The sequence below is a fragment of the Actinopolymorpha sp. B9G3 genome, from assembly GCF_040120725.1.
Lineage (GTDB): Bacteria > Actinomycetota > Actinomycetes > Propionibacteriales > Actinopolymorphaceae > Thermasporomyces.
Map to the genome: position 1 here is coordinate 98,201 of NZ_JBEEAB010000012.1, position 20,340 is coordinate 118,540.

The following is a 20,340-nucleotide window of genomic DNA, read 5'->3' on the forward strand; positions in this document are numbered from 1 at the left end:
TAGGCCGTGTCTCACGTGCCCAGCCGCGAGGACCGCTCGCCGGACCGGACCGTCCCAGTAGGTAGTCCCATGGGAGGTTCACCGCCGCATGTCCAGCACGACCACCACCACGTCCCCGCCCGGCGGGGCGCCGCCGAGCCGAGACGGCTTCGCCATCGAGGCCCGCGACCTGTCCAAGACCTACGCCGGAAAGGTTCGCGCTCTGACCGGCCTGAGCGTCTCGGTCGGAGCCGGCACGGTCTTCGCGCTGCTCGGCCCGAACGGCGCCGGCAAGTCGACGACCGTCAAGATCCTCACCACGCTGACCCGACCGGACGCCGGAACCGCCACAGTCGCCGGTCACGACGTGCTTCGGCACCCCGACGCCGTACGCCGGTCGATCGGCTACGTCTCGCAGAAGCCGCAGTTCGATCCCGAGGCGACAGGGAGCGAGAACCTCTACCTGCAGGGGCGGTTGTACGGCGTACCACGCAAACAGCTCAGAACCCTGGCTCGTGCCCTTCTGGAACGGTTCGGGCTCGGTGACGCCGCACATCGGCCGGCGCGTACGTACTCAGGTGGGATGCAACGCAAGCTTGACGTCGCGCTCGCCCTCGTCCATACACCGAAGGTTCTGTTCCTCGACGAGCCGACGACCGGACTCGACCCGCACGCGCGCGCCGACATGTGGCAGGAGATCAGCCGATTGGCGAGCGACGACGGACTGACCATTCTGCTGACAACGCACTACCTGGACGAGGCCGACCAGCTCGCCCACGAGGTGGCGATCGTGGACCGCGGTGCGATCGTGGCCCAGGACAGCCCCGAACGACTGAAGAGTGAGCTGCGCGGCGACGCGATCCTCGTTGAGTTTGCGCAACCCGCGGTTGACAGCGAGATCGCCGCCGCCCTCGGCCGCCTCGACGGCATCCGCGAGATCAGCGTGGACGGTGCCAGCGTCCGCGCGCGGGCCGATCAAGGGGCACGGGCAGTGCCCGCCGTCCTCGCCACCCTCGAAGCGACCGGGGTCGGCGTCGCGTCGGTCACGGTCGCCCGACCGTCGCTCGACGACGTGTACCTGAGGTACGCAGGACGGCGGTTCGACGAGCGGGACGGCCAGCTGAGCAACGGATCCGCCACGCACCACACCGAGGAGGTCGGCCGATGAGTGTCCCGATGGCTGCCACGTTCGTCCAGGCTGGAAACCTCACCCTTCGGGAGATCCGGGCACTGCTGCGGCAGCCGCTGTACATCGCGGTGGCGCTGATCCAGCCCCTTGTGTGGCTGCTGCTGTTCGGCCAACTCTTCAAGCGGGTCGTGGAGATTCCAGGATTCGCCGGCGGTTCGTACATCACCTTCATGACGCCCGGGATCGTCGTCATGACGGCGCTTTTCACCAGTGCGTGGACGGGCATGGGCCTGATCGACGACATGGAACGCGGGGTCATGAACCGGTTCCTCGTCTCGCCGACCAGCAGGGGCGCGATCCTCGCCGGCAAGATGGCCCATCTCGCGGCCAGCCTTGCGATCCAGGTGCTCATCGTCGTCGGCATCGGCCTGGCGATGGGTGCGCGCTACCCGGGTGGGGTGGCCGGCGTGCTCGTGACCGTCTGCGTCGCGGTGTTGCTCGCCGTGGGCTTCGGTTCGTTCTCCAGCGCGGTCGCGTTGCTCGTACGCCGGCGCGAGTCGCTCATCGCGGCGTCGCAGTTCCTGGTGCTGCCGATGTCATTCCTGTCCTCGACGCTGATGGCGAAGGAGATCGCGCCGGAGTGGATCCAGCGGGCGGCCACCTTCAATCCCGTCGACTGGGCGGCCACAGCCAGTCGTGGGGCGTTGTCGGCCGATCCGGAGTGGGGTGCCGTGCTACTGCACTGTGGGTACCTGGCGGTGTTCGCGGGAGCGCTCGGATTCCTTGCCACGCGGGCGTTTCGTTCGTACCACCGCTCGGTGTAGGTGGCGCTCGGTGTAGGTGGCGCTCGGTGTAGGTGGCGCTCGGTGTAGGTGGCGCTCGGTGTAGGTCGCGCTCGGTTGTAGGTGGCGGCTCTTCCATGATCATGAAGGGAAACCGGCGTATACGCCGACAAAACATTCATGATCACGATCACGATCACGGGGTGGTGGGGGCCGTGGACATCGCGCGCAGTGACTCGGCCTCGTCGCGTAGTGCGTCGAGTGCGGCCCGCACGCCAGCTTCGGCAGTGCCCGCGTCGCTCACGAGGTCGACCAGACCCTGGTCGTCACCGAGCGCGGCGATGGCGTCGCGGACCCGGTGATGGATCGTCTCGGACTGGACCGCGGCATCGACGGCGAGGAGCATCTGGTCGACCCGCTGCACCGCTTCGGCGTACCGGTGGACCGCCTGGATCCGGCGGGCGATGGCGGCCTCGGCCGTACGCACCGCCGCGGCGTGCTCGGGCAGGCCACCTCCGGTCTCGCCCAGCAGCCGCCTCGCCGCCGCCAACTGGACCAGCGCGTTCGCGATCCGCCACTGTTCACCGCCGAGCAGCGCGACACCGTCACCGAGTTGGCCGTCCCGTTGCGCACGGGAGCAGGCGACCAGGAGGACTGCGTCGACCACCTCGCGCATCGCCCGCCGATCCTTCTCGTGCAGGTCCTGGCCGGGGATGATCACCTGCGGGCGAACCTCGGCGTCGTCGCGTTGCCCGTTGACGTGCCGCCGAACCTGCCAGGCGACATGACCGACTGCCGGGGCGCCCAGCAGGAGCATCACGGCCCGCGCCACCAGATCGATGTTCGGCTGCAGGACGAGAAAGAGCCAGAGCAGCCCAAAGCACACGACGAAGACGACCCCGACGGCGTTGACCCGCTCGGTCGTATGAGTGAGCCACCGCTGCGCCGACCGCCAGACGCGGACCCGATCGGTATGAGTGATGTCAGGGGGAACAAGAATGTCGCGGCCCTCACGACGGATGACGCCTGCCGAGGACGGGATGGCGAGCCGAGTCCCGTCGGTCGGGTCCTCCGCCAGGAAACGCCGCCAGCGCGACCGGGCCGCATCTCCCCCACTTCCGGGTCCGGTCCTCGGCGTCGGCGGAGTGGTGCCGTACCCATCCATGGCGGCAGGGTAGCCGCCCGGATCACCATGTGGGAGCCTCGTGCACGTGGCAGCACAGCACCAGCCCTCGCCCGAGGTCCTTCGTGCACTCGTGGAAGAGTCGACCCGCAAGTCCTCGGTCATCTGGCTGCGCTACGGCGACGAGGCACGTGCGCGGCCGGCCTGGCACGTCTGGCACGACGGCGCCGCCTACGTCGTCACCGCCGGCCCGGAGGCAGACCGCCAGCAGGGGCGGCTGGGCGAGGTCGAGCAGCACCTTCCCGGACTCGCCGAAGCGGAGACCGCCACGGTGACCTGCCGGGCGAAGGACAGCCGTGCCCGCCTCGTCACCTGGCGGGCCCGCGTCGGACACCTCACTCCGCGTACGCCGGAATGGGAGGGCGCGGCGGCCGCGCTCGCGGGCGACCGGCTCAACGCGACCGACGCCGCCCACCTGCTCGAACGCTGGAGTGCGTCCGACACGATCCTTCGGCTCACCCCGACCGGCGAGGTCCTCGAAGGACCGGGCCGGATGCCCACCGACGACACGGCCGTTCCGCCACCGGGCAGTCCCGCAACCACGACCGGGCGCCTCCCGTGGGTCGTGCACAAGCGGGCGCGGGGACGTCCGCGCCTGTCCTGAGCACGCCACGCCATCCCCTGTAGCCCCCGCTGGGCGCTTTCTTCGCGCGAGCAAGTACGCAGGTCAGCGACCGGGTTAGCCTGACCAGGGCGAGGTGGTACGCCGAAGCCGAAGGGGGCGCAGGCATCGTGAGCGGAACCCCGAGCAGAGTGTTCCTCGCGAGGCTGGCGTCCACGGCCGTCTTCGACCCGCGCGGCGACCAGGTGGGAAAACTCCGCGACGTCGTGGTGACGCTGCGCCCGCAGGGCCGAGCGCCGCGGGTGCTCGGCCTGGTCGTCGAGGTTCTCGGCCGGCGGCGCATCTTCGTCCCCATGACGCGGGTCCTGGGGATCGACGTCGGCCGCATCGTCACCACCGGGCTCATCAACATGCGGCGCTTCCAGCAGCGCCCGACCGAGACGCTGGCGCTCGGCGAGCTGCTCGACAAGACGGTGACGCTGCGCGAGACCGCCGAGGATGTCACCGTCTTCGACCTCGGCATGGAGCAGGCCAGGACACGGGACTGGCTGATCACCAAGGTGGCGATCCGTAAGCCGGCCAAGCGATTCGGTCGCCGCGGGCAGACCCTGGTCGTCGACGTCGACGCCGTGACCGGGCTCAGCCTGCCCGAGGAGGACCAGGGCGCGACCCATCTGCTGGCGACGTTCGAGTCGATGCGGGCCGCCGACCTGGCGAGCGTTCTGCACGACCTGCCGCCGAAACGCCGCGCCGAGGTGGCCGCCGCACTCGCCGACGAACGCCTCGCCGACGTGCTGGAGGAGCTGCCGGAGGAGGACCAGGTGGAGATCCTCCGCGGCCTCGACGTCGAACGCGCCGCCGACGTCATCGAGGAGATGTCTCCCGACGACGCCGCCGACCTGGTGGCCGAACTGCCGCAGGAGACGGCGGAGCACCTGCTCACCCTGATGGAGCCCAAGGAGGCCGAGGACGTCCGCCGCCTCCTGACCTACGAAGAACACACCGCCGGCGGGCTCATGACCAGCGTGCCGGTCATCCTGCCGCCCGACGCCACGGTCGCCGAGGCACTCGCCCGGGTCCGCAACCCCGACCTCACCCCGGCCCTGGCGGCACAGGTGTACGTATGCCGGCCCCCGCTCGAGGTGCCCACCGGGCGGTGGCTCGGCGTCGGACACCTCCAGCGGCTGCTCCGGGAGCCACCGTCCGCGCTCGTCTCCGGCGTCATCGACACCGAACTCGAGCCGCTGTCGCCGGAGGCCTCGCTGCAGGACGTGACCGGCTACCTCGCGACGTACAACCTGGTGGCTGCCCCGATCGTCGACGAGTCCGGCCGGCTTCTCGGCGCCGTCTCCGTCGACGACGTGCTCGACCACCTGCTGCCGGAGGACTGGCGGGAACGGTTCGCAGAGGTGAACCGTGGCTCATGACCCGTGGTCGGGCGACAGCCCTGGCACCGGCCCGCACTCGCGGCGGTTGGACATCCCGCGCCAGCCTGGCCGGACGTTCCGCCCGCGCTACGACCCGGAGATCTTCGGACGCTTCGCCGAAGGCTTCGCGCGGTTCATGGGCACCGCCCGCTTCCTTGCGTACATGACGGCGTTCGTCATCGTGTGGGTGACCGTCAACCTGGTGGGGATCTTCGGGCTGCACTGGGACCCGTATCCGTTCATCCTGCTGAACCTGTTCTTCTCCACCCAGGCGTCCTACGCCGCACCGCTCATCCTGCTCGCGCAGAACCGGCAGGAGGCCCGCGACCGCGTGCAGTACGACCAGGACCGCGACATGAACATCCGCACCCGCGCCGACATGGAGTTCCTGGCCCGCGAGGTGGCGTCCCTTCGCCTCGCGATGAACGAGGTCGCGACCCGTGACTACCTGCGTTCAGAGCTGCGTTCGCTCCTGGCCGAGCTCGACGAACGCGCCGTGCGCGGTGCCCGCCCGGAACAACGCGGCGACGGCCCGTAGCATCGGGGTATGACAAGCCTGCCCACCCAGGAGCAGATCCAGGCCGCCCTGGCCGGCGTGAACGACCCCGAGATCCGCCGGCCGATCACCGAGCTCGGCATGGTGCGGTCCGCCGAGGTACGCCCGGACGGCACGGCCGTCACCACGGTGCTCCTCACCGTCGCCGGCTGTCCCATGCGGGAGACCTTGACCCGGGACGTCACCAATGCGCTGTCCGCCCTGCCCGGGGTGAAGGACGTCCAGGTGACCCTCGACGTGATGTCGGACCAGCAGCGCCAGGAGCTGCAGGGGCGGCTCCGGGGGTCCGCTCAGGCGAAGGAGAACCCGTTCGCGCGGGCTGACTCGCTCACTCGGATCTACGCCGTGGCGTCGGGCAAGGGCGGCGTCGGCAAGTCGTCGCTCACGGTCAACCTCGCGGTATCGATGGCGAGCCAGGGGCTCAAGGTCGGCCTGCTCGACGCCGACGTCTACGGCCACTCCGTCCCGTCGATGCTGGGGATCGCCGACCTGCGGCCCACGCGGGTCGAGGACATGATCATGCCGGTCCCTGCGTACGACGTGAAGGTGATGAGCATCGGCATGCTCAAGCCGGGCCGCCAGCACGTCGTCGCCTGGCGTGGTCCGATGCTCGACCGCGCACTGGGGCAGATGCTCGCCGACGTGTTCTGGGGCGACCTCGACGTGCTGCTGCTCGACCTGCCGCCGGGCACCGGGGACATGGCGATTTCGGTGGGCCAGCAACTCACCAACGCGGACGTCGTGGTGGTGACCACGCCGCAGGAGGCCGCGGCCGAGGTTGCCGAACGCGCCGGCACGATCGCGTCGATGCTGCACCAGAAGGTGGTCGGCGTGGTGGAGAACATGTCGTGGCTGCCGTGCCCGCACTGCGGTCCGAACCACCGGATCGACGTCTTCGGCACGGGTGGCGGCACCCGCGTGGCCGCGACCTTGAGCGAACGCCTGGGCTACGACGTTCCACTGCTGGGTGAGGTGCCCCTCGACCCGCGGTTGCGGACGGGTGGTGACTCCGGCGTCCCTGTGGTGCTGGACCAGCCCGATGCCGCCGCCTCCGAGGTCCTGCACGGTCTGGCGAAGGAGCTCGCCGACCGTCGGCCAAGCCTGGTGGGGCGTTCCCTCACCATCACGCCGACTTCGCGGTAAGGCGGCTGCGGCGGCGCACCGGGCGCAAATGACCACGCTGAGCAGGCCGGTGGCAATCAAACAGGCACCGACACCTATTCCACGTGGCACTCACATGGGCAGCGTGGTCATTGCCCGGCACTCACATGGGCAGCGTGGTCATTGCCCGAGGCGGCCGGAAACTCAGGTGGCTTCGGTGTCGAACGGCGGGACGGTGACCGGCCTGTGATCGGCGCCCGTCTGGGACTCGACCTCGGCGTCCGCCTCGGGCGCGGGTGCCGTGTCGACGAGCGTGTCGGTGCCCTCGGCTCCGGCATCCACGCCTTCGGGGGTCGCCACCGTCACATCGCCGTCGCTCGTCCCGCTCTTGCTCGTCGTCCCTGAGCCGTTCGTCGACCCGTTGACCTTGGACGTGGTGGACTTCGCTGGCTTGTCGTCGACACGGAGATCGTCGCGGATGTCGAGATCGCGGTCGATCCGCAGGTCGTCCTCGTCGAGATCGTCGAGCACGTGCTTGCGAACGAAGTTCCGCGGGTTGAGATCGCGGATGTCCAGGTCCTCGAACTCCGGCCCCAGCTCGCGACTCAGCTCCCGCCGGGCGTTGGCCGCCATGTTGCGGACCTGGCGGAGGCCACGAGCGGCCTGCCGGGCAATGTCGGGCAGCCGGTCGGGCCCGAAGATGAACAGCGCGGCAACAGCCAGCACGACGAACTCCAGGGCACCGATGTCGAACACGGGCCCAGCGTAACCCTCCCGTCCAGGTGACGGCCGGGCACGGCAGGCCAGGTCCTCCCCCGGCCAGTCCAGGAGCCCGGCACCGGCTCAGGCGACGGCGCCCTGACCGCTAGCCGGTTTCCTTGCCGAGAGTGACGATCGCCTTACGTTCCTTGCCGCCGCGTTCGTACACCATCTCCACCCGCTGGCCTGGTACGTAGCTGCGGATCTGCACGATCAGGTCGTCCGCCCCGGTGACCTTGTGCCCGTTGATCACCGTCACCAGGTCGCCTCGCGCGAGACCGGCGTTCGCCGCGGCACTGTCCGGCTGGATGTCGCCGAGGCGGGCGCCGGGACCCTCATGGCGTACGTCGACCACGGCACCGACCACTGGGTAGACCGCGTGGCCGGTACGGATGATCTGGTCGGCGGTCCGCCGCGCCTGGTTCATGGGAATGGAGAAGCCGAGGCCGATGCTGCCCTGCTGCTCCCCGCCGCTGAACGGTTCCTGGTCGCCGACGGTCGCGATTGCGGAGTTGACCCCGATCACCTCGGCCTTGAGGTTGACCAGCGGACCGCCCGAGTTGCCCGGGTTGACCGCGGCGTCGGTCTGCAGCGCGTTGATGAACGACATCTCCGACTCCGCCCCGCCAGCGGTCACCGGGCGGTTCCGGGCGCTCACGATCCCGGTGGTGACGGTGCCCGTGAGGCCCAGCGGCGAGCCGAGGGCGACGACAGGTTCACCGACCCGTACCCGGTCGGAGTCGCCGAGTGCCACGGGCTTGAGGTTCTCCACGTCCTTCACGCGGACCACCGCCAGGTCGTACGCCGGACTCCGCCCGACGATCTGGCCCGGGACCTCCTCGCCACCGTGCAGCGACACCTTGATCGTGCCGCCGCTCGCGGCCGGCGCGACCACGTGGTTGTTGGTGAGGATGTAGCCGTCCTTGCGGATCACGAAGCCCGACCCGCTGGCGCTGCCCGGTCCGCCGGTGGCCTTGATCTGAACCACACTCGGGAGCAGGGCCTGCGCGACGGTGGCGACGTTCTCCGGCTTCGGAAACGCCTTGCCCTCCGCGCCGAGGTCGTCCTCGCTCGCCGGCGCGTCGGTCGAGATGAGCGCCGGGCCGAACTGCAGGGTCGCGAGGACACCCGCCGTCCCACCGAGAGCGGCGGCGACCAGGGCGATCGTGACCGCCAGCGCGACCAGGACCGCACGCCGCGGATAGCGCCCGAACCACGGCTCCTTCGCCTGGACTGGACTGGCGGCAGGCACCCCGAAGGCCCGGTTGGCCGGTCCCGCACCGTTGTGGCTGCCGCCCGGGACAGGTCGTGCCCACGGCGGCGGCGGCTCGAAGTCGGGACGCTCAGCCGGGAAGTGCTGCACCCATCCGGCCCGCTGCGCGGGGACCTGCTGGGTGGTGGAAGCCGATCCGCTCGGCGGAGTAGCGACCGCCTCCCCGTTGCCCGGGGCGGCGGAGGCCTCGTCGCGAGGACCTTCCGGACGATCACGTCGCTCGGTCATCTAGCCCCGCCCTTTCCCCTTGTCACACCCCGATGTGGCACCGGACCGCAGGCGTCAACCGTTATTCGAAGGGATTCAACCAGGAGACCATCCGGGACATCCCCCGGTCCAGCCGTTGTGCAAGGCCGGTCCCATCTCGCGTGGGATCACTGTGCGGAAACGCCCCAACCACGGCATCCACGGCATCAGGCGTATCGCACACCGCGGTGTAAACCAGGTCGTCATGCGCCCAGACCGCGTACGACGACAGACCGTATCGCACGTAGATCTTCGCCCGGTCCACCCGGATCTCCGCAAAGCCGTCGAGCGCGGACCCGTCAAGCCGACCCCGCTGTTGGAACACCGAGGCGCCGCTGAGGCCGTCGGAGTACGAAAGATGCAGGGTGGCGCCGGCGTCGGTCGTACGTACGTCATAGAGCCCGAGCCCACCGGGAAGGCGCCGGTCGCAGCAGTCCCAGCCCCGGTCTGCGAGGACGGCGTAGGAGCGTGGAGGGACCACGTCGGCCGGCTCGCTGGCGAGTGCCGGCGGCAGGCCTGAGCGGGTCACGCGTGCGCCGATCCTCGCCGTGACGAACCCACTGGCGCGGGTGATGACGCCGTGGCGGGTGAACACCTCGCGGCGGAGCAGCAAGCCGGTTGCCTCGTCGATCCAGAACTTCGCGGCAATCGAACCGTCGTGCCGGCGGGCGGCCACCACGGTCGCCTCGCGGTGCGCCGCGGTCGCCGCACCGGCGAGCTGGACGGAGTACGCACGGGCGAGTGCGACGACGCTGACCGCCTGCGCGTCGACCGCCGCAGGCGCCGGGCTCGGCTCGATCCCGCGCGTCGCCGACCCTGTGGGGGCCGGCGAGCGACCCGCCGGGGTGGCGGTGGACGAGGGCTCGGCGCTGCCGGGTCGACCGCGGGCCACGAGAGCCGCGTCCGCGCCACGGTCGTCCGCCGCGTGGCCCCGGTCCGGTGCGCCGCGCTTGCCGCCCACGGTGTCGCGGTGGATCCGGACGACGGTGCCACGCCCCGGAATGTTGGTGACGTCGACGAGCTCGGACATGCTGCCCTTCGCCGTAGCGCCCGCGGCCTCGGTCCATACCGCGATGAACTTCGTGCCGGTGTAGGCGGTCGTCCACTCGGCTCGCGTGGCCCGGCGAAGCGCCGCCAGGGCTTCGGGGTGGTCCCGGGCCGCTGGGACCGTATCGCCTTCGCCGGCGACTGACCTGCCTCCTGGCCCGCGATTGTTCGTACCTTCCGTCGCCGGAGGCACGGCCAGGCCGGTCGCAGCTCCGCTGGTGAGAAGGACTCCGGCCAAGACGACGAACGCCACGAACCGCACAGGTGCCGCGCGTCGAGGACCGTGCCGCGGCGACTGGTCAGTGCTGTCGACATCGCTGCCGGCTCTCAGGCCGCTTTCACTGCCGATGCCGCCTTCAGAGGTCAGGCCGCCATCACCGTCCACGCCGCTTTCACTGTCCACGCCGCCCCCAGCGTCCCGGGCGTTCAGCGACCGGACGAGCGGCCGCGGAGCCCACGTTCCAGGACCGCGGTCACGGCACCCGGATCGGACAACGGTAGGTCGGACACAGTGTCGGCGTGCTCGACGGAGTACTGCTGGATGGGGGGTACGACGGTCACCTCTGGATGAGCGTCCCCGCCTGCGGCGAACGCGGCGACCGCCGCCATGCCCGCCATGGCCGCGAGGCCGGCCATACCGGCGGCCATCCGGCGCGGGAAGCGGCCGGCAGCCATCGCCATGGCCGAAGCGTCACCCGGGCGACGTGTGCCCGGCTGCGCTGGCGGCCGAGCTGGCCACGGACCGGTCCGCCTTCGCCAGGCGCGCAGGGAAGACCGCTCGCGCATGCGTAGAGGTCCGACGGCATGAGCCGCTCCGACCACCCTCGGCTCACGGCCGACAGCACCAGCCGTCCGGCCCGCGCCGGTCGTCGGGTCGGTGCCGGTCGTCGGGTCGGTGCCAGTCGTCCGGTCTATGCCGGTGGTCGGGTCGGTACCGGTCGTCGGGTCGGTGCCAGTCGTCGGGTTAGTGCCAGTCGTCCGGTCGGCGGCACCCACCGAGGTGAGCGCACCCAGCCCGAACAGGGCGGCCTGGAAATCCTCCGTAGGAGCCGGATCAGGTGTGCCGGCGAGGATGGCCTTGACCTGGCGTTCGGCGTCGACGGCGGCGCGGCATTCGGCACAGTGCGCGAGGTGAGCGAGAACGCGGTCGCGGCTCTCGTGGTCGAGCTCACCGTCGACCAGTGCGGACAGACGGGCGTGGGCGTGGTTCACCACACCGATCCTCCTCCGCCACCGGCCGGCTGACCGGCCGGGTGAGGTTCGGGGCGTTCCACCCCTTCCGAACCTTCTGGGCGGGTGTGCTCCGCGGATTCGAGGCGAGCGGGCTCTGCGCACTCAGGGGCAGCGGCCTCAGCGACGGCGGACTCAGCGACGGCCTGCTTGACGGGCATCCGGTGCCTGAGGGCCTCCCGCAACTGGGAGCGGCCGCGGTGGATCCGACTGCGGACGGTGCCGAGCTTGACGCCGAGCGTCGCAGCGATTTCTTCGTACGACAGTCCCTCGATGTCGCAGAGCACGACGGCTGCCCGGAACTCCGGCGGCAGCGCTTCGAGCGCGGCCTGGATGTCGGCGTCGAGGTGGCGGTCGTCGTACGCCTCCGCGGGGCTCGGTTCGGACCCGGGCAGGCGTTCGGGGGCGTCGTCAGGCAGCGAGTCGAACCGGATCCGCTGCCGGCGGCGGGCAAGGTCGAGGAACAGATTCGTCGTGATCCGGTGCAGCCAGCCCTGGAACGTGCCGGGCGTATAGGTCGAAAGGGAACGAAAGACGCGGACGAACACCTCCTGGGTCAGGTCCTCCGCATCGTGCCGGTTACCCGTCAACCGATAGGCGAGCCGGTAGACCCGAGATGAATGCGTACGGACGATCTCCTCCCAGGACGGAGGCGTCCAGACGTCGACGGGTGCTGTGCCCGCGAGATCCTCTGCCACCAGACCCACCTCCCCACATCGCCCAGCCGGCGGATGCCGGCTTCCGTGGCGTCGGACGCCACGGTTCACCGCTGCCGGCCGGCCGCACACAACCGACCGCTTCCGCCGGCAGGTGTTCCATTGTTGCCACTGTCCACCCAAAATGGCTCCGGCCGAACCCTGGTCTTAGCCCCTTCTTAGGAATGCCAGAGGTCAGGGTTCGCCCGGACCGGCCCTAAAGCCCGATTCTGGTGGTAAAGGGCACTAGGCTTCGGTGACGCAACGTGTCCGGAGAAGCCGGACAGAACGGCCCGCGGCTCGAGCCCAGGGCAAGACTCACAGGAGGTAGTCGTCTCCATGGAGATGAAGCCCGCGACCTGGGCCTACGCCGAGAACTTCATCGCCGAGGACGACGTGCTGGTGCAGGCCCGCAACCGCGCGGCCGAGGTCGGTGCGACGCCGATCGGCCAGGGCGGGGGCGCCACGCTGCGTTTCCTCGCCGCGACCGTCAGCGCCAAGACGGTGGTGGAGATCGGCACCGGTTGCGGCGTCTCCGGGATCTGGATGATCCGAGGCATGCGGCCCGACGGCACCCTCACCAGTGTCGACGTCGAAGCCGAGCACCAGCGGCTTGCCCGGGAGTCCTTCGCCGACGCGGGCATCCCACCGCAGCGCACCAGGCTGATCACCGGACGCGCGCTCGACGTGCTCCCGCGGCTCACTGACAACGCCTATGACCTGGTGTTCTGTGACGGTGACAAGGAGGAGTACCCCGACTACTACGAAGCGGCGTTGCGACTCCTGCGACCTGGTGGCGTGGTGGCGATCGACAACACCCTGTGGCACGACCGGGTGGCCGATCCGGCTCAGCGCGACCCTGCGACGGTGACGATTCGTGAGCTGGGCAAGCGGATTCTCGACGACGAACGCGTCGTTCCCGTCCTGCTCCCCGTCGGCGACGGCCTGCTCTGCGCCGCCAAGCGCGGTTCCTGAAGGGCCCGACCGTTCCGCAAATGACCACGCTGCCCATGCGTCCGGTAGCCCGAACAGGCACCGACACCTGTCCCAGGTTCCCCTGGCCCGGCTGACCAGGCCACGTCACCGGCCCGGGGCAGGTCCGCTGGGTCGCCGGGTGCCGTGCGCATCACCGGCCAGGGGCAGGCCCGCTGGGTCGCCGCGTGCCGTCGGAACGTCAGTCGAGGATGCGCTGGCCCTTGCCGAGCACGGTGATGCCGCCTTCGCTGACGGTGAATCCGCGCGCCCGGTCGGCCTGCTTGTCGACGCCGACCTCGGCACCTTCGGGCACCACGATGTTCTTGTCGAGGATCGCATCGCGTACGACCGCTCCATGCCCCACGACCGTCCCGTCGAGGATCACGGAGTTGGTGACCTCCGCCCCGACCTGGATGCGTACGCCTGGCGAGAGGACCGAATGGTCGACCGACCCGGAGACGATCGACCCCATCGACAGGATCGAGTCGCTCGCCCTGCCCCCCGCCACCAGCTTCGCGCCGGGATCCTGCGGGAAGCTCGTGTAGATCGGCCACTCCCGGTTGTAGAGATTGAAGACCGGATCGACCGAGACGAGGTCGGTGTGTGCTTCGTGGTAGGAGTCGAGCGTCCCGACGTCCCGCCAGTAGTTGCGGTCACGCGCTGTCGTGCCGGGCACCTCGTTGTTGGCGAAGTCGTAGACGTGCGCGTCACCCTTGTCGGTCATCATCGGGATGATGCTGCCGCCCATGTCGTGGACCGAGCCCTCGTCATCGGCGTCCATGCGTAGGGCGTCGAGCAGGGCGTCGGTGGTGAAGACGTAGTTGCCCATGGACACGAACGTCTCGTCAGCATTGTCGGGCAGGCCTGGTGGGTCCGCCGGCTTCTCGAGGAAGGCCCGAATCGTGCGTCCGTCCGCGCCGGTCTGGATGACGCCGAACGACGACGCCTGCGTACGCGGCATGCGGATCCCGGCGACGGTCACTCCAGCCTCGCTGGCGATGTGGCTCTCGACCATCTGCGAGACGTCCATCCGGTAGACGTGGTCGGCGCCGAACACGATCACGTAGTCGGGCTGGTCGTCGTGGATGAGGTTCAGCGACTGGTAGATCGCGTCGGCACTCCCCTGGAACCACCGCGGGCCAAGGCGCTGCTGCGCCGGCACCGGCGTGACGTAGTTGCCGAGCAGCGTCGACATTCGCCAGGTCAGCGAGATGTGCCGGTCCAGCGAATGCGATTTGTACTGCGTGAGTACGCAGATCCGACGTATCCCGCCATTGGCGAAGTTCGAGAGGACGAAGTCGATGAGCCGGTAGGTGCCGCCGAACGGCACGGCCGGCTTGGCCCGGTCGGCTGTCAACGGCATGAGTCGTTTGCCCTCGCCGCCGGCCAGAACGATCCCGAGCACGCGCGGATCCTTGCCCATGTGCGCACCCTAGTAGGCGAGCGTTGCGGATGGGTGACGGCAGGCTGTCCTGGCTGTACCTGGCCGTCGCGGCCCATCCCCCATCCCACGACAGCGCAATCCCCACGACAGCGCCATCCGGGCTGTGGCACCTGCGGGACGGCCCATCCCCCGGACAGCGCGGGGCAGCCCGGCCCCACCACTGCCCATCCCCGGGACAATGGGCACATGCCCGAACTGGTTGCGCCCACGACCCGCGTCCACGCATCGTTTCTCCAGGCCATGACGGAGTTCCACGCCGAGGGTCGCGGCCGCGGCTCGGACAACTCGATGATCGGGCGCGAGACCAGGGCGTACGCAGCGACCTGGGAGACCCCGGAGGGTTTCGCGGCGTACGTCGAGACCCTGGTCGCGGCCGCTCGTGAGGACACCCCGCGACCCGACGGCCTCGTCCCCGCGACCAGCCTCTGGTGGGTCGACGGCTCCACCTATCTGGGACGCCTCGCGATCCGGCACCGGCTCACGCCGTTCCTGCTCGAGCAGGGCGGTCACATCGGCTATGACGTACGACCGACTGCACGAAGGCGCGGGCATGCGACCGCGATGCTGCGTGCGGCGTTGCCCATCGCGAACGGGCTCGGTCTCGCTTCGGTCCTCGTTACGTGCGACACCGACAACGTGGCGTCGCGGAAGGTCATCGAGTCGGCCGGTGGGGTCTTGGAGGATCAGCGCCTGGACAAGCTGCGCTTCTGGGTGCCTACCAGCTGACGCCTCATCGCCCTCCGCCCGCGATTGGCCCGGTCCAGCTCAACTCGCGTCCGGCTCACCCGCAGCCGTCTGACCGTCCGCCTTCGACCCACGAGCAGGCACCTCGCCGCCTGACGTCCGTTCTGCGAGGAATGTGCCTCGCTGCGGGACGCCTGGAACGCGGGAGATCTGTCCCGCTCTGGGCGGTCCAACCTCCGACAACTCGCAGGACTTGCCGCCTAGTGTCCTGCTCCCGGATCACGGTCGAGCTGGGCGAGGAGGCGCTTGGGCGCGACCTGGCGATAGGCGTCCTCGACGATCTCCGCGATCCGGTCCCAGTCGACGTCGACGTCGAGGTAGACGCCGAGCCACCCCCGATGTCCGACGTACGGCGGGCGGTAGAAAAGCTCCGGCTCACCCTCGACCAGCATGGTCTGGACGCCTTCGGGCGCGGCGCACCAGAACCCGAGCCTGTCATCGTGGTGATGATCGGCGTAGCTCACGAAGACCTTCTTGTCCCGCACGAACCAGGTCGGCTCGCCGTGGCTCGGGCGTTCGGTGACCTCGGGCATCGCGAGGCACAGCGCTCGCAGCCGCGTCAGCGGATCGGTCCGCGCCGGATCGCTCTCCACCATCCGCCGATCCTCACACAGCCCACCGACACCTCACACCGACCCTACGACCACCCTGGCGCCACGCACACGCCCTGGCGCCACGCACACGCCCTGGCGCCACGCACACGCCCTGGCGCGACGCACACGCCCTGGCGCCACGCACACGCCCTGGCCTCACGCGCACCCCCGCCTCACGGAGACCCTGGCGGCACGAAGACACAGAACTCGTTACCCTCCGGGTCAGCCAGAACCGCCCACCGATAACGGTGTTCGGTCAGGTCGGTCTCGACCGTTCGCGCACCGAGACCGACGATCCGGTCGACCTCGGCCTCCAGGTGTTCGACACCCAAATCGAGGTGCATGCGATTCTTGGTGGACTTCGGTTCCGGAACTTCCTGCAGGAGCAGGGTCGGTCCCCCGTCCGAGACGAGGCTCAAGTACGGCGGCGCATCGAAAGCCGGTCGGTAGCCCATCGGCGACAACGCAGCCTCCCAGAAACGTGCGAGCGCCCCAGGATCCTTGCAGTCCAGCGTCACGACGATCTCCATGGGCCGACGCTATCCGTTGCGTACATCTGCGTACGACCGAATAACGTCAGCAACACCGCTCGGGCGATCCCGTGCCGTGTGGGGCACAAGGGACCAGCATGATCACTCGCGCGCGACGTCGAAAAGTCGCATCGCCTCCACGCACAGGTCGCCCGTCCACGAATCGACCCCTTCGGCGATGCTCCAGCACGCGTTCGCGAGATGGTTGAGCATCTGGTACAACGCCACGAGGCGCTCGGGGCGGCCCGCGATCATCGGATCGTGCGCGCAGTACGCATCGAACAGGCGCGGCTGAAGCAGCGGGGGCAGCGGGTGGCCGGCCGGCCCGCCGAACGCGAACGTGGCAAGGTCGTAGAGCGGATCGCCGATGGCCGCGGCCGCCCAGTCGAGGATTCCGGTGACCGCACCTGTCTCCGGATCGACGAAGATCTCCGACAGGCCGAGGTCCGCGTTGAGGAGGGCCGGTCGTACGTCGTCAGGGACGACCGCGCGGATCACCCGGTCGACCTCGGCGGGAAAGCTGGCGGGCAGGTCGTCGTGCGCGACAAGGACTTTCGCCGACTCCGCCGCCTCGGAGCGCATCCATGCACGCCAGGTCGGCGACGTACCGCGCCCGCCGTTGTCCAGCCAGCCGTATCCGGGCAGGCGCACCCCGTGGAGCCGGGACAGGTACTCTGCCAGGTCGTTGATCGTGACGGTCGTCGCCGGCTCCGGCAGCGTGCGTGTATCCCATTGCTGGCCGGGAACTCGACCCATCAGGATCCAACTTCCGCCCGGCAGCCGCGTATCGTCGCCAAGGTCGAGAATCTCCGGGACTGGCACTCCCGCGTCACGAGCGGTGCGGGCGACGAACGCTTCGGCTCGCACGCTCCGGTCCCCGTTGGCCTTCAGGAAAAGCCACCATCCGGAGTCTGCGCCTCCACGACGACGGACGAACCCCACGTCTCATGCGGGCGAACGTCGACAGTCCCGAACCGTTCCCGCAGGAGTTCCGCGGCAAGTTCCTGGTGCGGTGTCAGGACGTACGCCGTCATGGCTCCACCCACCCTCTCGTACGGACGAACGTGAGCACACCAGCCGATGCGGACAGGGCGCAATCGGTTTACGACCGACAGCGGCCGAAGGCGGGCGGCGCTGACCCCCGTGATCATGATCGTGATCATGAAGGCTTTCGGGCGTACAGCACCACTTGCCCTTCATGATCATGGAACAGCCTTTGTTTTACAGGGCTTTCGCGGTTCGGTTGTCGGTGGTCGCATCTATGGTTGGATCATGGACACGGCCGCCACCCGACGCGGCAACGCCAGCGGTGGCGCCAGCGGCGACGGAGATGCCGGCAGCGCAACCGTCACCGGCGGCACTGGCGTGGGTCTTGGCAGGTGGCAGGCGCCGGAGCCACGGCATCGATTGTCGACGTTGGTGTCGCGGATGCGAGTCCGGGTGGGCGAGGAGTCCCAGGCGCTGTTGTGGTCAATGCCCGACGAGGAACTCACCGAACTGCTAGGTGAGTTGCATGCCTTGACCAGCCAGATCGCGGCCGTCACCTTGAACGCCACCCGGGAGGCCGACCGACGCGATCTGGGCAAGACCGCTGGCACCCCCTCGACGGCGAACTGGCTGTCCGGACTGCTCCGACTCCGCCCCGAACACGCCCACCGGATGGTGAAGCTCGCCCATGACCTCGACAGCCACCTCGTACTCACCCAGCTCAACCTCCACACCGGCGACATCTCCGACGACCACGCCCACGTGATCGCCAGAACCATCCGAGACCTGCCCACCGAAGCCGGCCCCGACACCCGATCCGAAGCCGAGCAGGTCCTCCTCGCCCACGCCAGGACGTTCAACCCCAAGATCCTCGCCGAACTCGGCAAAACCATCCTCGAAGCCGTCGACCCCGACCTGGCCGAACGACTCCTCGCCAAACAACTCGCCGACGAAGAACGCAAAGCTGCCCGGCAACGCGAACTGTCCCTCCACGACGACCCCTACACCACCAGCACCCTCATCCGCGGCAAACTCGACCCGGTCGCCGCCGACATGCTCCGCACCGCCCTCGAACCCCTCGCCGCGCCACGCCCCACGACCGCCGACGGACCCGACACCCGCAGCTATCCCCAGCGCCTCGGCGACGGGCTCGTCGAACTCCTCCGCCGCTACCTCAACTCCGGTGAATCACCCACCCACGCCGGGGAGAAACCACACCTGGTCATCACCATCGACGGCGACGACCTCGCGGCCGGCACCGGCTACGCCACGCTGCTCCGCACCGGCACCACCGTCTCCGCCCGCACCGCCCAACAAGCCGCATGCGACGCGAAGATCTCCCTCTGGGGCACCATCAACGGCGAACCCGCGATCACCGACAGCATCCGGCTCTTCATCGGCAAGACCCGCCGACTCCTCGAACTCCGAGACCGCGGCTGCGCCTTCCCCGGCTGCACCCGCCCGCCCTCCTGGTGCGAAGCCCACCACACCATCGCCTGGCTCCAAGGCGGACCCACCACCGTAGACAACGGCGTGCTCCTTTGCGGCTACCACCACCGCCTCATCCACCAAGGCACCTGGACCGTCCACATGGCCGCCGACGGCCAACCAGAATTCACCCCACCTGAATGGATCAGCAAAACCCGAAAACCCCTACGCAACACCAGACTCCGCACATAGCGGCGTCGGCGGAAGAGTCATCGCCGCCGAAGGTGAGCGGGCACGGTAAAGGTCATGTCAGGTCCGGCTGGGAATTCGTGGACCCGGACAACGGCATCAAGAGAGATCGGACCGTAGACGCGCGGAAGCGCATCGAGGTCCTGTCGGCGGGGCCGCCAGGTTCCCGGGCGGACGGGCGAGGACAACAGCTCCGACAGAACGCACAGAATCCCGACCCACGCAAGCCCTTGAAACCAGTCGCCAGGACCCGCATAGTCGCCCGCATGCGCGTCGCCCTACTCACCCGGGAGTATCCACCGGACGTCTACGGCGGTGCCGGCGTCCACGTCGACTACCTCTCGCGAGCGCTCGCGCCCCTGGTGGACCTCGACACCCACTGCCTCGGTACACCTCGCCCCGGCGCGACCGCGCACACCGAGCAGGACCCCCGCCTCGACGGCGCCAACCCGGCACTGCGGATCTTCGCCGCCAACCTCGAGATGGCCGCCGCCGTCGGCCAGGCACAGGTTCTGCACTCCCACACGTGGTACGCCAACCTCGCCGGCCAGCTCGGCGGGCTCCTCCACGGGATCCCGCACGTCGTCACCGCGCACTCCCTCGAACCGCTCCGGCCGTGGAAGGCCGACCAGCTCGGCGGCGGCTACCGGCTGTCGACCTGGGCCGAACGCACGACCTACACCAGCGCCGACGCGATCATCTCCGTGAGCGAGGCGATGCGGCGCGACGTCCTCACGCACTACCCGAGCGTCGACCCAGCCCGAGTCACGGTGATCCCGAACGGCATCGACACCCGGCAGTACGCACCTGACCCCGACACCGGCGTGGTCGAACGTCTGGGTGTCGACCCGTCCCGCCCGTCCGTGGTGTTCGTCGGCCGGATCACCCAGCAGAAGGGGGTGCGGCACCTGCTCCGGGCGGCGACCCGTTTCGACCCGGCGGCTCAGCTGGTACTCCTCGCCGGCGCCGCCGACACCCCCGAGCTCGCCCACGAGGCGGCCGCCGCCGTGGATCTGCTGCGTACCACCCGGAAGGGTGTCGTCTGGATCGAGGAGATGCTTCCTCGACACGAGGTCATCCAGGTCCTCTCCCACGCCACGGTGTTCTGCTGCCCCTCGATCTACGAACCGCAGGGCATTGTCAACCTCGAGGCCATGGCCTGCGAGACGGCAGTTGTCGCGAGCGCAGTCGGCGGGATCCCCGAGGTGGTCGTGCACGGCGAGACCGGGCTGCTCGTGCCCTACGACCAGGCCGACGCGGACTGCTTCGAGCACGACCTGGCCTCCGCGGTCAACGCACTCGTGGCCGACCCGGGGCGGGCCCGTGCGATGGGCCGGGCCGGTCGCGAGCGGGCGGTGCGGGACTTCGACTGGAACGCGATTGCCCGTCGTACGACCGACGTCTACGCGGGCCTGCTCTGA

The 20,340-nt window shown here is 69.5% G+C and carries 21 protein-coding genes; 10 read left to right on the top strand and 11 right to left on the bottom strand.

The window, feature by feature from the left end:
• Window positions 1–88 precede the first annotated feature (88 nt).
• The gene (locus tag ABNF93_RS21040) at window positions 89–1,147 is read left to right on the top strand and encodes an ATP-binding cassette domain-containing protein (RefSeq protein ID WP_349329837.1); all 1,059 of its coding nucleotides are present in this window, start codon (window positions 89–91) and stop codon (window positions 1,145–1,147) included.
• Window positions 1,144–1,932, top strand: coding sequence for an ABC transporter permease (locus ABNF93_RS21045; protein WP_349329838.1), 789 nt, complete (start codon window positions 1,144–1,146; stop codon window positions 1,930–1,932). The genes ABNF93_RS21040 and ABNF93_RS21045 overlap by 4 nt, the downstream gene beginning before the upstream one ends.
• 154 nt (window positions 1,933–2,086) lie before the next feature.
• On the opposite strand, the gene ABNF93_RS21050 is transcribed toward ABNF93_RS21045, so the two are convergent.
• Complete coding sequence (locus ABNF93_RS21050; protein ID WP_349329839.1) at window positions 2,087–3,055, bottom strand: hypothetical protein; 969 nt, start codon at window positions 3,053–3,055, stop codon at window positions 2,087–2,089.
• 46 nt (window positions 3,056–3,101) lie between these two features.
• Here ABNF93_RS21050 and ABNF93_RS21055 point away from each other — a divergent pair, with 46 nt between their 5' ends.
• The 4 genes from ABNF93_RS21055 to ABNF93_RS21070 all read left to right on the top strand — a co-directional run bounded on the left by ABNF93_RS21055 (window position 3,102) and on the right by ABNF93_RS21070 (window position 6,761).
• Window positions 3,102–3,677, top strand: a complete 576-nt coding sequence (locus ABNF93_RS21055) for a hypothetical protein (RefSeq protein ID WP_349329840.1) — start codon at window positions 3,102–3,104, stop codon at window positions 3,675–3,677.
• Window positions 3,678–3,805: 128 nt separating this feature from the next.
• Window positions 3,806–5,062, top strand: a complete 1,257-nt coding sequence (locus ABNF93_RS21060) for a magnesium transporter MgtE N-terminal domain-containing protein (RefSeq protein WP_349329841.1) — start codon at window positions 3,806–3,808, stop codon at window positions 5,060–5,062.
• Window positions 5,052–5,600 carry a DUF1003 domain-containing protein gene (locus ABNF93_RS21065; RefSeq protein WP_349329842.1) on the top strand — a complete coding sequence of 183 codons (549 nt, stop codon included), beginning with the start codon at window positions 5,052–5,054 and terminating at the stop codon, window positions 5,598–5,600. Before ABNF93_RS21060 ends, ABNF93_RS21065 begins: the two co-directional genes overlap by 11 nt.
• 9 nt (window positions 5,601–5,609) lie before the next feature.
• Window positions 5,610–6,761, top strand: a complete 1,152-nt coding sequence (locus ABNF93_RS21070; RefSeq protein ID WP_349329843.1) for an Mrp/NBP35 family ATP-binding protein — start codon at window positions 5,610–5,612, stop codon at window positions 6,759–6,761.
• 162 nt (window positions 6,762–6,923) lie between these two features.
• Here the strand turns inward: ABNF93_RS21070 and ABNF93_RS21075 are convergent, their stop codons facing one another.
• From ABNF93_RS21075 to sigE, 5 genes are all read right to left on the bottom strand, one after another.
• Window positions 6,924–7,475: a sec-independent translocase gene (locus ABNF93_RS21075; RefSeq protein ID WP_349329844.1), complete on the bottom strand. Its 552-nt coding sequence runs from the start codon at window positions 7,473–7,475 to the stop codon at window positions 6,924–6,926.
• A gap of 109 nt (window positions 7,476–7,584) precedes the next feature.
• A complete protein-coding gene (locus tag ABNF93_RS21080; protein WP_349329845.1) occupies window positions 7,585–8,979 on the bottom strand; it encodes a S1C family serine protease in 1,395 nt (464 codons plus the stop codon).
• Window positions 8,980–9,040: 61 nt separating this feature from the next.
• Window positions 9,041–10,447 carry a sigma-E factor regulatory protein RseB domain-containing protein gene (locus ABNF93_RS21085; protein ID WP_349329846.1) on the bottom strand — a complete coding sequence of 469 codons (1,407 nt, stop codon included), beginning with the start codon at window positions 10,445–10,447 and terminating at the stop codon, window positions 9,041–9,043.
• A gap of 23 nt (window positions 10,448–10,470) precedes the next feature.
• Window positions 10,471–11,256: an anti-sigma factor family protein gene (locus ABNF93_RS21090; RefSeq protein ID WP_349329847.1), complete on the bottom strand. Its 786-nt coding sequence runs from the start codon at window positions 11,254–11,256 to the stop codon at window positions 10,471–10,473.
• Complete coding sequence (sigE, locus tag ABNF93_RS21095) at window positions 11,253–11,975, bottom strand: RNA polymerase sigma factor SigE (protein ID WP_502877600.1); 723 nt, start codon at window positions 11,973–11,975, stop codon at window positions 11,253–11,255. The genes ABNF93_RS21090 and sigE overlap by 4 nt, the downstream gene beginning before the upstream one ends.
• Before the next feature lie 333 nt (window positions 11,976–12,308).
• Here sigE and ABNF93_RS21100 point away from each other — a divergent pair, with 333 nt between their 5' ends.
• Window positions 12,309–12,944, top strand: coding sequence for an O-methyltransferase (locus ABNF93_RS21100; protein WP_349329849.1), 636 nt, complete (start codon window positions 12,309–12,311; stop codon window positions 12,942–12,944).
• A gap of 199 nt (window positions 12,945–13,143) precedes the next feature.
• Here the strand turns inward: ABNF93_RS21100 and glgC are convergent, their stop codons facing one another.
• Window positions 13,144–14,367, bottom strand: coding sequence for a glucose-1-phosphate adenylyltransferase (gene glgC / locus ABNF93_RS21105; RefSeq protein ID WP_349329850.1), 1,224 nt, complete (start codon window positions 14,365–14,367; stop codon window positions 13,144–13,146).
• Window positions 14,368–14,574: 207 nt separating this feature from the next.
• Between glgC and ABNF93_RS21110 the strand changes: the two genes are divergently transcribed.
• Complete coding sequence (locus tag ABNF93_RS21110) at window positions 14,575–15,114, top strand: GNAT family N-acetyltransferase (RefSeq protein WP_349329851.1); 540 nt, start codon at window positions 14,575–14,577, stop codon at window positions 15,112–15,114.
• Window positions 15,115–15,332: 218 nt separating this feature from the next.
• On the opposite strand, the gene ABNF93_RS21115 is transcribed toward ABNF93_RS21110, so the two are convergent.
• The 4 genes from ABNF93_RS21115 to ABNF93_RS21130 form a co-directional block, all read right to left on the bottom strand.
• Complete coding sequence (locus tag ABNF93_RS21115; RefSeq protein WP_349329852.1) at window positions 15,333–15,728, bottom strand: MmcQ/YjbR family DNA-binding protein; 396 nt, start codon at window positions 15,726–15,728, stop codon at window positions 15,333–15,335.
• Window positions 15,729–15,898: 170 nt separating this feature from the next.
• Complete coding sequence (locus ABNF93_RS21120) at window positions 15,899–16,255, bottom strand: VOC family protein (protein ID WP_349329853.1); 357 nt, start codon at window positions 16,253–16,255, stop codon at window positions 15,899–15,901.
• 102 nt (window positions 16,256–16,357) lie between these two features.
• Window positions 16,358–17,122, bottom strand: a complete 765-nt coding sequence (locus ABNF93_RS21125; protein WP_349329854.1) for a phosphotransferase family protein — start codon at window positions 17,120–17,122, stop codon at window positions 16,358–16,360.
• A 20-nt stretch (window positions 17,123–17,142) separates the two neighbouring features.
• A complete protein-coding gene (locus ABNF93_RS21130) occupies window positions 17,143–17,289 on the bottom strand; it encodes a hypothetical protein (RefSeq protein ID WP_349329855.1) in 147 nt (48 codons plus the stop codon).
• A gap of 238 nt (window positions 17,290–17,527) precedes the next feature.
• On the opposite strand from ABNF93_RS21130, the gene ABNF93_RS21135 reads away from it, so the two are divergent.
• Entirely contained in the window at window positions 17,528–18,922 is a 1,395-nt protein-coding gene (locus ABNF93_RS21135) for an HNH endonuclease signature motif containing protein (RefSeq protein WP_349329856.1), read from the top strand.
• 263 nt (window positions 18,923–19,185) lie between these two features.
• Window positions 19,186–20,340 carry a glycogen synthase gene (glgA, locus tag ABNF93_RS21140; RefSeq protein WP_349329857.1) on the top strand — a complete coding sequence of 385 codons (1,155 nt, stop codon included), beginning with the start codon at window positions 19,186–19,188 and terminating at the stop codon, window positions 20,338–20,340.

Coding starts and splice junctions, on each gene's coding strand:
- ABNF93_RS21040 (WP_349329837.1), top strand. CDS start 89: ATGTCCAGCACGACCACCACCACGTCCCCGCCCGGCGGGGCGCCGCCG.
- ABNF93_RS21045 (WP_349329838.1), top strand. CDS start 1,144: ATGAGTGTCCCGATGGCTGCCACGTTCGTCCAGGCTGGAAACCTCACC.
- ABNF93_RS21050 (WP_349329839.1), bottom strand. CDS start 3,055: ATGGATGGGTACGGCACCACTCCGCCGACGCCGAGGACCGGACCCGGA.
- ABNF93_RS21070 (WP_349329843.1), top strand. CDS start 5,610: ATGACAAGCCTGCCCACCCAGGAGCAGATCCAGGCCGCCCTGGCCGGC.
- ABNF93_RS21080 (WP_349329845.1), bottom strand. CDS start 8,979: ATGACCGAGCGACGTGATCGTCCGGAAGGTCCTCGCGACGAGGCCTCC.
- ABNF93_RS21100 (WP_349329849.1), top strand. CDS start 12,309: ATGGAGATGAAGCCCGCGACCTGGGCCTACGCCGAGAACTTCATCGCC.
- glgC (WP_349329850.1), bottom strand. CDS start 14,367: ATGGGCAAGGATCCGCGCGTGCTCGGGATCGTTCTGGCCGGCGGCGAG.
- ABNF93_RS21110 (WP_349329851.1), top strand. CDS start 14,575: ATGCCCGAACTGGTTGCGCCCACGACCCGCGTCCACGCATCGTTTCTC.
- ABNF93_RS21115 (WP_349329852.1), bottom strand. CDS start 15,728: ATGGTGGAGAGCGATCCGGCGCGGACCGATCCGCTGACGCGGCTGCGA.
- ABNF93_RS21120 (WP_349329853.1), bottom strand. CDS start 16,255: ATGGAGATCGTCGTGACGCTGGACTGCAAGGATCCTGGGGCGCTCGCA.
- ABNF93_RS21130 (WP_349329855.1), bottom strand. CDS start 17,289: ATGACGGCGTACGTCCTGACACCGCACCAGGAACTTGCCGCGGAACTC.
- ABNF93_RS21135 (WP_349329856.1), top strand. CDS start 17,528: ATGGACACGGCCGCCACCCGACGCGGCAACGCCAGCGGTGGCGCCAGC.
- glgA (WP_349329857.1), top strand. CDS start 19,186: ATGCGCGTCGCCCTACTCACCCGGGAGTATCCACCGGACGTCTACGGC.